The following is an 11,971-nucleotide window of genomic DNA, read 5'->3' as shown; positions in this document are numbered from 1 at the left end:
CGGCCATTCGGCTCAGGTACCTGTGGGAGCGCGCCATGCCCGCGAAGCGTCACGGGCATGGCCCGTTCCCACGATCAATGTCCGGATGACCGTTTCTGCTTTATCACCATCGAGCCATGGCATACGAACTCCAGTCGAGGTTCGCGATCTTCAACGAAATACCCTGTGCGATGACCGAGAGGAGTGCGCGGCCATTCGGCTCAGGTACCTGTGGGAGCGCGCCATGCCCGCGAAGCGTCACGGGCATGGCCCGTTCCCACGATCAGTGTCCGGATGACCATTTCTGCTTTATCACCATCGAGCCATGGCATACGAACTGCAGTCGAGGTTCGTGATCTTCGACGAAATACCCTGCGCAATGACCGAAAAGTGACGCGCGCGGCCATTCGGCTCAGGTACCTGTGGGAGCGGGCCATGCCCGCGAAAAATCACGGGCATGGCCCGTTCCCACGATCAATCGCCGGATGACCGTTTCTGTTTTGTCACCGTCGAGCCATGGCATACGAACTCCAGTCGAGGTTCGCGATCTTCGACGAAATGCCTTGTGCGATGACCGAGGGGAGTGCGCGGCCATTCGGCTCAGGTACCTGTGGGAGCGGGCCATGCGCGCGAAGCGTCACGGGCATGGCCCGTTCCCACGATCAATGTCCGGATGACCGTTTCTGTTTTGTCACCATCGAACCATGGCATACGAACTCCACCCTACGTCCTGGAGTAGGGTCCAGGTTCCTACGCTCGGCTGCTGACCTCGACCCGCAGTGCCTTGTCCGTTGGCGTGCAACTGACGGTCACCGGGCAGAAGGCCTCGATCACCTGGATATTGCTTTGCAGGTGCTCGCTCAGGTGCGTCGTGGTGAAGCTGCCCGCACCCGCCAGTGCCATGGGCAGCAAGAGCTGGTCGGCTAGGTGCTCGGCTACCGCCGCCTCGCTGGCAAGCCATTGACGCAGCGGTTCGATGGCCCGGTCAGCGACCGCTTCGGCCCGCACGCTGGTCTGTCCGAAGGCGCAGAACTGTTCCGTCAGGTTCTCGCAGGCCACCGTCAGCATGAGGATGTTGCCGGGACCGTGACTGTGATCCAGCCAGGTGCAGTGCCGATCCTCGTCCGCCCACTTCAGACGCTTGCCGACACGCTCCAGTTCGCGCTCACCGACATGCCCGGCGATCCCGGCCAGCAGCACCTGTGCGTGCTGCCCGGTTATCGCACCGCGTTCGGTCAGGTGCAGCGGCAGCAGTTGCGAGGGCTGAATGAAGGCCTCCAGTTCGCCTCCACCGGCCGGCACGAAACCGTGGCGGTGCAATTGCAGTTCGACCTGCGCGCCCATGCGCCGCAGCAGCGGCAGCCAGGCCTGATCGAGAAAGTCGAAAGGCGGCGCCGCCGGGTTGTGGGTACCACCACTGATGTGTACGCGGCTCGGTTCGGCGGCACGCAGCAGGGCCGGCAGAATGGTCTGCAGCACCAGGGTGCAGCTGCCCGCCGAGCCGATGGCGAAGCGGTAGTCACCGCCGCGCACTGCCTGCGGGCGGAAGGTCAGGGTAGTGGCGTGCATCTGCGCACCCTCGACCTCGGCCGTGCTGATCTGCGCGGCAGCCAGTACGGCGGTCAGGTGCTGACGCAGCAGGCCCGGCCGGCTGCGTTTGGCGCGGATGTTGTGAATACGCAATGGCGTGCCGGTGATCATCGACAGGCTCAGCGCGGTGCGCAGCACCTGGCCGCCGCCGATGGCGCCATCCAGTTCGAGAATGTCCTTGTTCATCTGTGAATCCTTTGATCGTTCCCACGCTCCGCGTGGGAATACCTATCGGGACGCTCCGCGTCCCACTCAGCGGTGGGCTGGGTCGAGCAGGCGACACCCGAGATATCGCCCTCGGTATCGCTTCGCTCGACCCGGGTAAAGAACGCGGCTCAGGCGTAGTGCCTGACCATCTCGCGCAGGTAGTCATCCAGCACGCGGCTGCCCGACTCGCAGGCGTACAGCACCTTGACGTTGCGCTCGCGCTCGACGCGTTGCAGCCCTTCAAGCACCCGCTCGCGCATGGCGTCGCTGAGGGGGTGGCGTTCTTCCGTTGCCATGTCCATTTCCTTTCTTCATTACGCGCTTAACGCAATCGTTCGGAACTGCCTTTCAATACAAGTCCATCGGCTTCAAGTCGTTCGACACGCTGCAGTAACGCTGCTCGTTCGCCCTTCGAGGTTGTCGGGTCGACCATCAGGTATTGTTTGCTGCACCAGACGCTCAGTTGCTCCAGCCAATACCCTTGTTCTTCAGGGGTTCTATCCAGGCGTATCAACAGGTACTTCAGTTGCTGCCAGCGTGGTCGCATCCCGAGTATTGCCGCACGCCGCCTGTTGGTTAGCTCATACCATCCATGATCCAGCCTGGCGTCGAGTTCGCTGGCCAGCTCGTTCCAGTCCTGCGAACTCAAGCGCTCTACCGCTTTGGCGAACACCTTGTCGCAGGCGTCATCCAGTGCCACCAACTGCCTCGATAGATCCGCCTGTTTCAGGCTCTCGACAGCAGCTAGACGCACGCTGCTCATGGGCGCCTGCTGGGCCTGGTCTTTCCAGCGGTCGTCCAGGTCGACCGCCAGCTCGCAAGCCAGGCCAAGCAACCCTAGCCATTCGCGCTTGTTGGCTGGCGTCCGCTGGTCGAGGCGGGCACCCAGTACTTCGCGTGCGTCGATCTGCCAGCGTGGAGCAGCCCAGCGTGCCAGGTTGCGTACTGCAGGTGACGCATCCAGCAGCGCTTGGCGCAGCAATGGGCGTGGGTCATCGAGCGACGTCAGCAGATACCGCAAGGCATTGACCCGAACACTGGCGCCCGGTGTCGCTAAAGCCCTCAGCAACAATGGGCGCGCCAGATCCGCTGGCAGCATCTGGCAGGCCGACACCGCCATTTGTCGTACTGTCATCTCACGATGCATCAGTGCTTTGCCGAGCAGGCTGGTTGGCTCGTCGCTTGCCTCCAGCAACAGCTCGAAAAGAAACCGGGCGCTTTTGCCGTGCTGTACGAGGAAGGCCGCCAGCACCGCATCGCGCACTTCGGGCCCCTGCAACACCGTGCGCGCTGCCTCCAGCGTTTTGCTGTGATCGGCGCGGTGACGTTCTGCAAGCGCCATCAGGGGCTGCAGGGCATACAGCAACGTTGGCGCATGCTCGGACATAAGATATTGCCGTACGCCGGCATTGGCCTGCTGGCGTACCGGCGGTACCCAGTCGTTGACCCGTTCGAGCAGGGCAGCCAAAGCTGCTGGCGACGGCAACTCGCGCAGTTCACGCACCGCGATCTCGCGCACGAAGCCATTGCCGTGACTGCTCAGCGTTAGCCAGTCGGCGTCGTCCTTGCAGCCTGCGAGGACTTCCAATGCTTCGCGGTGACGATATTTTTCCCAATAATTATCGGAAGCCGGGCGGCTGTTCAGCCACTGCAGCCAGTCTTTCAGATGTTTCATATTCTCTATCCTTTCACGCACACCACCTGACGCAGGGTGTGCATGATTTCTACCAGCTCGCGCTGGGCGTCCATGACATGGTCGAGCTTTGTGGGCCATCGATCGGTCCCACGCTCCGCGGTGGCCTGGGTCGAGCAAAGCGACACCCGAGATATCGCCCCGGGTATCGCTTCGCTCGACCCGGGTCAAGAACGCGGCTCAGGCGTAGTGCCTGACCATCTCGCGCAGGTAGTCATCCAGCACGCCGCTGTCCGCCTCGGTGCGCGGCAGTTTCGGTACCGGCCGTTCCAGCTGCGCCTCGATAAACCCGTGCAGGGCCGTGCGCCGAGGGCCATAGGCCGACTCATCGGCCCTGCGCTTGAGGGCCAGCAGGTCGTCGACTTCCTCCAGCAGTGCACGGTCGTCCACCGTCTGCAGCAGGTCGGCGAAGGTCATTGGCGGCCGGCCGCGACCCTGGTCGATCCAGCGTACGGCCAGCAGCGGGCGCAGCACGTAGAAGTACTTCTTGAAACGCACCGACTCGCCTTGCAGGTAGCCACGAAAGTTCTTCTTGGCCATCGACAGGTAGTGGTTGCGCGCTGCCCGCGGGCTGTAGAACCGTTCGGCCAGCTCGCGTAGACGCACCGTGGCGTCGCCTTCCTGGCGATACACCAGGGGCGAGTCCAGCCACTCCAGCAGCGTGGGGTTGGATTTGCGCAACAGCCCGAGGGTCTTGCGCAGTTCCCAGCCGCTGACGTCCAGCTCGTCATCCAGTGGACGCTCGATCACGTCACGCCCTTCATCGACCTGGACGAACCAGTCCGGCTTTTCCACGTAGACGAAGCGCACGTCATAGTCACTATCGGTCGAAGCGAACCCCCAGGCGCGGCTGCCCGACTCGCAGGCGTACAGCACCTTGACGTTGCGCTCGCGCTCGACCCGTTCGAGTTCAGCCAGTACCCGAGCGCGCATGGCGTCGCTGAGGGGGTGGCGTTGTTGCATGTCCATGTGTTCGATCCTTGTCTAATCCGTCGCGCTGGCGGCCAGCGCGGACAATGTTCGGCGTCGCGGGTTGTATAACGTGAGGCACCAGATGCCCCACCATTCCTTGCCGTCGTCGAAGTAGCTGCTCCAACTGCTGCGCTGCGGTTCGACGTCTGCATTGCCGACCCAGTCGAACACCTGCAGCCCCTCGTCGGGGTGCAGCTTCAGCACCTGCAGCCATTCGCGGAAGTCCGTCACCTGCAGCCCAGTGCCGTAGGGCGGGTCGCGGAAGTTCTTGCATAACAGGCCGTCCTCGCTGATCAGTTCACGCACTGCGTCAATGGTGAGTGCCTGCGGGCGAGCTTGAGCCAAGTCCGGTTTCAGGTCGGGCCAGCACTGCTTGGCATTACGGGGGGCGCGTGCAATCAGCTCCAGCCGCCAAATCCGTGCGCGCTCCTCAATGGTCTCGAAGAGCATCTGTAACGCCAGACGATGTTCCGCTTCGCCTGGCGTGGCAGTTGGGTCGAGCATTGTCACCGCGAAGTCAAAGACACATCCCGCCTGTTCCAGGCGGGTACGCAGTTCGTCGAGTCGCTGGTTTTGTACGGGTTGCAGCATGTCCTCACCTCATCCTTTCACGCACACCACCTGACGCAGGGTGTGCATGACTTCTACCAGCTCGCGCTGGGCGTCCATGACATGGTCGATGTCCTTGTAGGCCATCGGGATTTCGTCGATCACGTCGGCGTCCTTTCGGCATTCGACGTGGGCCGTGGCGCGGATCTGGTCTTCCACGGTGAACAGCTTCTTGGCCTTGGTTCGGCTCATGGTTCGACCGGCACCGTGGCTGCAGGAACAGAACGCTTCCTCGTTACCCAGCCCGCGCACGATGAAGCTCTTGGCCCCCATCGAGCCGGGGATGATGCCCAGTTCGCCCTTCTTGGCGGACACCGCCCCCTTGCGCGTTACCAGTACCTCTTCACCGAAGTGGCGTTCCTTCTGCACATAGTTGTGGTGGCAGTTGACCGCTTCCAGAGCGACTTCGAACGGTTTGGCGATAACGCCCCGGGCCGCTGCGATCACCGCGTGCATCATCAAGGCACGGTTCTGCTTGGCGAAGTCCTGGGCCCAGCCCACCGCTTCCACGTAGTCGGCGAAGTGCTGGCTACCTTCCTCGAAGTAGGCCAGGTCGCGGTCCGGCAGGTTGGCGATGTGCTGGCGCATGTCGGCCTGGGCCAGTTCGATGAACAGGTTGCCGATGGCGTTACCCACACCGCGCGATCCGCTGTGCAGCATGAACCAGACCCGGTTGGCTTCGTCCAGGCAGACCTCGATGAAGTGGTTACCGGTTCCCAGCGTTCCCAGGTGCTTGCGGTTGTTGGTCTTCTCCAGTTTCGGGTATTTGTCGGTAATCACCTTGAAGCGATCGCTCAGCGCCGACCAGGCGTGATCGGCCAGGTCCGGTACGTTTTCCCAGGCACCACGGTCGCGACCGGCGCGGGTGTTGCTGCGGCCATGGGGAACGGCTTTCTCGATGGCGGCGCGCAGCCCGGCCAGGTTGTCCGGCAGGTCGGTGGCAGTCAGCGAGGTACGTGCGGCGATCATCCCGCAGCCGATATCCACGCCGACCGCAGCCGGGATGATGGCGCCGATGGTGGGAATCACGCTGCCGATGGTCGAGCCCTTACCCAGGTGCACATCCGGCATCACGGCCAGGTGCTTGAAGATGAAGGGCATCTTCGCGGTATTCATCAGCTGCTGGCGGGCCTCTTCCTCGACCGGAACGCCTTGCGTCCACAGTTTGATCGGCTTGCCGTTGGCGACTTCCAGCAGGTTGTAGGTCTTGGTTTGCATCATCATTCACTCGTATTCGTGCTGGCCGTGCCAGCGTTCGTAGTGCGGCGACAATCGTTGGTGAAACATGCGCGTTGCTCTATCCAGTTGAGCTACCCGTTGCCGGGGCGGGAGTCGAACCCGCAACCTTCACGTTCTGTAGTTCCACCGGCATTCGCCGGATCAATCAAAAAGTGGAGGCTAAGCCTCCGTGCAGCGACAAGTTCAGCGGGCATGCGCTCTGCCAGATGAGCGTCTTGCTTTCGCAAGGTGGGATTCGAACCCACAGTTCCGATGGAATGCCCGGCCGCATTCGCTGCGTTGTTTAAAGATGCGACGACAAAGGTGGTGAAACGTATTTTCGTGTTCTGCCATTGAACTACGGCCCCCCAGTGATGGAGCCGACGGGATTCGAACCCGCATCTCGACCGTGGAAGGGTGTAGTTCCACCGGCATTCGTCGCAAAACCGTTGAATCAGGTGGCACGACAAGATGAGTGACTGTTCCGTGTTGCCACGGGCGGGAATCGAACCCGCTTAACCGATGTACAGCCACTGGCATTCGTGCCTCGCTTCGCCATGACCAGGTTCGCCGGGACTGTTCGCGCTAGCGCGTTGCAGGGCTTGAACCTGCTCGCTCGTACCGGTTTTGCCGGCTTGGCTTACCTGTAGTCCCAGCGGCATTCATGACGCCGCGAAGTTGCTTCTTTGGGTGCTTCGCCCGTTGCACGAAGCACCACTTTTCATATCTCCATCTGCTCGATGGCGTCTACCCAGTGGGCTGCGCCATAGGTACCGTTGGTGAACTGTGCCACCACATCGAACACCGCGTCGCTGAAGCCGCCGACATTCAGGATGTCTGCACGATCCGGCGCCTGGGTGGTGCCATGGGGCTGGAGGTCGATGCAGATCAACCGCGCTTGCGGGTTGAGGTGCTTGATCCGTTCCCACTGCCGCAGGGTTTGCGTGGCGCCATGACGTCGGGCGTCGATCCAGGATTCGTTGTCGGAAACCAGAATCAATGTATCCACCCGGGCCTTGGCATCCGCCAATTGTTGCAGGGGGGCCGAGCAACTGGTTCCGCCGCCACCGATTGCCGCCAGTTTCTGGGCATTGCTCATCACGCTGTCACGCGGGTTGAGCGTTACCTTCACCACCTTGTTCTCGAACGGCAGCACCTGGGCATGCGGTTGCTTGCGCAGGATAGCCGCTGCCACCAGTGCCGCGACGTCGATGCAGCGCACCGCCGTGGTCGCACCCTGGCGGTAGCCGGTTACCGGGCTCGCCATCGAGCCCGATACGTCCGGGCACACCACTACGTTACCGCTCAGCACCGGCACGTTGGCCAGCGACAGCTCCAGGGCATCCTGCAGCGCTTCGCGCACCACCCGCGGTACTTCGCTGCTGGCCATGCGGTAGGCCGCCAGCAACTGGTAGGGGTAAACCCGCGCCTTGGCCACCGCCTCTGCGTCGGCCAGCCGTGCGGCGACGATCTCCGCGCAACCCCTGATCTCGAATGCGTCATGGCGCAGCAGCGTGTTCAGGTTCATGCGCAGTGCCTGCCAGCCCATGCGTCCTGCCAGTTCGGCCCATTGCGCCTTGTTCAGCGTCTCGTTACCGAGCAACTGGAATGGCACGTCCGGCAGTTCGCTGCTGGTGCCGCTGCGAAATGCCAGCAGGGAGCGGGTCAGCGGTGGCAGCGCAGCGACATCCGCCGGTTTGCCGATCAGCCAGGCGAAGAACGCCTCGCGCCATGCTTCTGCCGGCTTGGGGTGAACCATCTTCACCACGTCTGCCAGGGAGGGCTGGTTGCCGATCGCCGCCTGCAGCAGTTGGCGCTCGCTGGCCGTGTTGAGCCAGTTCTGCACCAGTCGCTTGGGCTGCGAGCCCAGGGATTTACGCCCGGTCACACCGCTACGCAGGATCTGCACGAAGGTGCGCAGCATCTTGCCGTTATCCACCACCTCGGCGAACAGCGCCGGTACCAGGCTCGAACGTTGCGCCGCCAGGGCTGCCAGCAGCAGGGCGGGCATGTCCTTCATGTGGCCTTTCTTGCGGGCATACAGGGCGGCCTTGGCCACGTAGCGGCTATCCAGTTGAGCGACCAGCGCCAGCACGTCGGCCAGTTGGGTCTCGGCAGCGGCGTAGTAGGTCTGGTTCAGGCAGCCGGTTACCGCCAGTTGCGCCAGCTTGTGCTTGGGCTTGTTGGTGTAAGCCGGAGCCTGTGCCTTGTTCAGCGTATCGCTGGTTGGCAGGCGCGCTTCCTGGGTATTGAACAGCTTGAAGTTGGCCATCTTAGCGTCTCGCTCTGTGTTTCCGTGTTGCCAGAGCTATTGCAGTCGCTGTGCCAGCTTTTCGTATTTCGCGCCTATTTAATTTCAAATAGTTGATTTATAAGGATTTAAAATTATTTATTAAGGATTGTGTGATGAGGTGATAGGAGGGTTCTCTCTGATTTTTATAGATGAATGGATAGTGTTTTATATTTTTAGATAATATTTGCAAATCGTCTTCCATCCGGAAAATCAAGAGGCAGCTGACATGGCACGCAAGCGCACGGTCGCAATCGGTTTCATCGGCGCGACCCTGGATCGAGTGGGCAAGGGTGCCAACCGCTGGAATAAATGGCGACCCAGCATTGGCTTGTGCCAGCAGCCGGATCTGCTCATCGATCGCCTCGAGCTGATTCATGGCGCCGATGCACGCGACATCAGCCTGGCTGAGCGCGTGCGTGCCGATATCGAGCAGATATCCCCGGAAACCGAGGTGCGCCTGCGGCCGATGCCTCTGCGCAATCCCTGGGATTTCGAAGAGGTCTATGGGGCGCTGCACGATTTCACCAGTGCCTATGCGTTCGACACCGAGCATGAGGATTACCTGGTGCACATCACCACCGGGACCCACGTGGCGCAGATCTGCTGGTTTCTGCTCACCGAGGCGCGCTACCTGCCGGCGCGTCTGGTGCAGACCTCGCCAGCACGCAAGCGTGATGACGATGCTCAGGTCACCGGTACCCATGCGCTGATCGATCTCGACCTGTCGCGCTACGACCGTATCGCCAGCCGTTTCCAGCACGAGCGCCTGGAGGGGCTGGCCTTTCTCAAGTCGGGGATCGCGACGCGCAATGCCGCCTTCAACCGTTCCATCGAGCAGATCGAGCGGGTGGCGGTGCGCTCCAGGGCGCCCATGCTGCTGATCGGCCCGACCGGTGCGGGCAAGTCCTTTCTGGCTCGGCGCATCTACGAGCTCAAACGCAGTCGGCATCAGGTCGAGGGTCGTTTCGTCGAGGTGAACTGCGCGACCTTGCGCGGTGACGGCGCCATGTCAGCCCTGTTCGGTCATATCAAGGGGGCCTTCACCGGCGCGCAGAATGCCCGTGACGGTCTGTTGCGGGCGGCCGATGGCGGCATGCTGTTTCTCGACGAAATCGGCGAGCTGGGGCTGGATGAGCAGGCCATGCTGCTCAAGGCCGTCGAAGAGAAGCGCTTTTTCCCGCTCGGCTCCGACAAGGAAGTGGCCAGCGACTTCCTGCTCATTGCCGGTACCCACCGGGACCTGCGGGCGCGGGTCGCGCAGGGCGTGTTCCGTGAGGACCTGTTCGCGCGTATCAACCTGTGGACCTTCGAACTGCCAGGGTTGGCCGGGCGTCGCGAGGATATCGAGCCGAACATCGACTTCGAGCTGCAGCGCCATGCTCGCGAGCAGGGGCGCCTGGTGCGCTTCAACCTGGAGGCGCGGCGCCGCTACCTGGCCTTCGCCAGCTCTGGCGACGCAGCCTGGCAAGGTAACTTCCGGGAGCTTTCCGCCTCCATCACGCGCATGGCTACCCTGGCCGACAGCGGGCGAATCGATGAAGCCCAGGTGCAGGAGGAAATCGAACGCCTGCGTCGCGCCTGGGGGCTGGCTGACCAGAACGACGAGTTGGACGAGCTGCTGGGCGGATCGGCAGCGGATCTCGATCTGTTCGATCGCCTGCAACTGCGCGCGGTGATTGCGGTTTGTCGCGAGGCTGACAGCCTGTCCGACGCGGGGCGGCGCCTGTTCGACATCTCCCGCCAGGCCAGAGCCCAGCCCAACGATGCCGATCGCTTGCGCAAGTACCTGGCGCGATTCGGCCTCGACTGGAAAGCGCTGCGGCAGGTCGATTGAGCGAGGTGCTCTTTTGGTGCTTGTGGCGCACTAAATTCGTGCTTAAAGGTCGCGAATTTATCTGGGTTACGGCGGTTTATTTATAGCTTGGCACCAAAAACTTTCATAAAAGCGTCATTTTGCCCTTTTTTAGGGCGTGTCGTTCTTGCTAGAGTCGCGGCAACTTTTTCGCGGCGCAGGGACGCCAGGAGCTTTTCATGACGCTTTCCGTAGACCGTTTTCTCGATCGCCTGAAGCAGCGCGACCCCGATCAGCCGGAATTCCACCAAGCGGTGGAAGAGGTGCTGCGCAGCCTGTGGCCGTTTCTCGAGGCCAATCCTCATTATCTGCAGGCCGGGATCGTCGAGCGCATCGTCGAACCTGAGCGGGCTGTGCTGTTCCGCGTGCCGTGGGTCGATGATGCGGGTCAGGTGCAGGTCAATCGTGGCTTTCGGGTGCAGATGAACAGTGCCATCGGCCCTTACAAGGGCGGCCTGCGCTTTCACCCGTCGGTGAACCTCAGCGTGCTCAAGTTCCTGGCCTTCGAGCAGACCCTGAAGAACTCCCTGACCTCGCTGCCCATGGGCGGCGGCAAGGGCGGGGCGGACTTCGACCCCAAGGGCAAGAGCGACGCCGAAGTGATGCGTTTCTGCCAGTCGTTCATGAGCGAGCTGTACCGCCATATCGGTGCGGATCTCGATGTGCCGGCCGGAGACATCGGCGTTGGGGCCCGCGAGATCGGTTTTATGTTCGGGCAGTACAAGCGCCTGGCCAACGAGTTCTCCTCGGTGCTCACCGGCAAGGGCCTGAGTTATGGCGGCAGCCTGATCCGCCCGGAGGCGACGGGGTATGGCTGCGTGTATTTCGCCGAGGAAATGCTCAAGACCCGTGGCCGCAGCTTCGACGGTCAGCGCGTGGCGATCTCCGGTTCCGGCAATGTGGCGCAATACGCCGCACGCAAGGTCATGGAGCTGGGTGGGCAGGTCATTTCGCTGTCCGACTCCGAGGGCACTCTGTACGCCGAAGCGGGCTTCAGCGAGGCGCAGTGGCAGGACCTCATGGTGCTGAAGAACCAGCAGCGCGGCCGCATCCGCGAGCTGGAGGGCAACGGCCTGCGCTTCCAGGCCGGTCAACGGCCGTGGAGCCTGGCGTGCGACATCGCCCTGCCATGCGCCACCCAGAACGAGCTGAGCCTGGATGATGCCCGCACACTGCTGGGCAATGGCTGCGTGTGCGTCGCAGAAGGCGCCAACATGCCCACCACCCTGGACGCCGTGGACCTGTTCATCGAGCACGGCACCCTGTTCGCACCGGGCAAGGCCTCCAATGCCGGTGGCGTTGCGGTCAGCGGCCTGGAAATGTCGCAGAACGCCATGCGCCTGCATTGGAGCGAAGGCGAGGTGGACGAGAAGCTGCACGGCATCATGCAGTCCATCCATGGCGCCTGCGTACGCCACGGCGAGGAAAACGGCACCATCAACTATGTGAAAGGCGCCAACATCGCCGGCTTCGTCAAAGTGGCGGATGCGATGCTGGCTCAGGGCGTGGTTTAACGCCTCTGACGCACGGCAGGGCAATCCTGCCGCGCGTTCTGTTT

8 protein-coding genes, 1 tRNA gene and 2 pseudogenes are annotated in these 11,971 nt (G+C 62.3%); 2 read left to right on the top strand and 9 right to left on the bottom strand.

Annotated elements, in window-relative coordinates; all coding sequences use genetic code 11:
* Positions 1–729 precede the first annotated feature (729 nt).
* The 9 genes and pseudogenes from rtcA to ACT9T4_RS23145 form a co-directional block, all read right to left on the bottom strand.
* Complete coding sequence (gene rtcA / locus ACT9T4_RS23185; protein WP_499119151.1) at positions 730–1,755, bottom strand: RNA 3'-terminal phosphate cyclase; 1,026 nt, start codon at positions 1,753–1,755, stop codon at positions 730–732.
* 194 nt (positions 1,756–1,949) lie between these two features.
* Positions 1,950–2,072: pseudogene (locus ACT9T4_RS23180) on the bottom strand (DNA polymerase beta superfamily protein); the annotation flags it as partial.
* Positions 2,073–2,098: 26 nt separating this feature from the next.
* Complete coding sequence (locus tag ACT9T4_RS23175) at positions 2,099–3,451, bottom strand: PBS lyase (protein WP_499119149.1); 1,353 nt, start codon at positions 3,449–3,451, stop codon at positions 2,099–2,101.
* A gap of 5 nt (positions 3,452–3,456) precedes the next feature.
* Positions 3,457–3,537: pseudogene (locus ACT9T4_RS23170) on the bottom strand (hypothetical protein); the annotation flags it as partial.
* Between the two features lie 112 nt (positions 3,538–3,649).
* Entirely contained in the window at positions 3,650–4,438 is a 789-nt protein-coding gene (locus ACT9T4_RS23165) for a nucleotidyltransferase domain-containing protein (RefSeq protein WP_499119147.1), read from the bottom strand.
* Positions 4,439–4,453: 15 nt separating this feature from the next.
* The gene (locus tag ACT9T4_RS23160; RefSeq protein WP_499119146.1) at positions 4,454–5,032 is read right to left on the bottom strand and encodes a hypothetical protein; all 579 of its coding nucleotides are present in this window, start codon (positions 5,030–5,032) and stop codon (positions 4,454–4,456) included.
* Between the two features lie 9 nt (positions 5,033–5,041).
* On the bottom strand, positions 5,042–6,268 hold the full coding sequence (locus tag ACT9T4_RS23155) for an RtcB family protein (protein ID WP_499119153.1): 1,227 nt from the start codon (positions 6,266–6,268) through the stop codon (positions 5,042–5,044).
* A 241-nt stretch (positions 6,269–6,509) separates the two neighbouring features.
* Positions 6,510–6,632: transfer RNA gene (locus ACT9T4_RS23150), tRNA-OTHER, on the bottom strand.
* A 357-nt stretch (positions 6,633–6,989) separates the two neighbouring features.
* Positions 6,990–8,540, bottom strand: coding sequence for a vWA domain-containing protein (locus ACT9T4_RS23145; RefSeq protein ID WP_499119144.1), 1,551 nt, complete (start codon positions 8,538–8,540; stop codon positions 6,990–6,992).
* A 247-nt stretch (positions 8,541–8,787) separates the two neighbouring features.
* Between ACT9T4_RS23145 and rtcR the strand changes: the two genes are divergently transcribed.
* Positions 8,788–10,395, top strand: coding sequence for an RNA repair transcriptional activator RtcR (rtcR, locus tag ACT9T4_RS23140; protein ID WP_042554760.1), 1,608 nt, complete (start codon positions 8,788–8,790; stop codon positions 10,393–10,395).
* Between the two features lie 197 nt (positions 10,396–10,592).
* A complete protein-coding gene (gdhA, locus tag ACT9T4_RS23135; protein ID WP_042554761.1) occupies positions 10,593–11,927 on the top strand; it encodes an NADP-specific glutamate dehydrogenase in 1,335 nt (444 codons plus the stop codon).
* Positions 11,928–11,971: the final 44 nt, after the last annotated feature.

Source organism: Pseudomonas sp. SZ40 (assembly GCF_052958135.1).
Note: the sequence above shows the minus strand (reverse complement) of the source record. Positions and strands in the feature narration are given on the sequence as shown.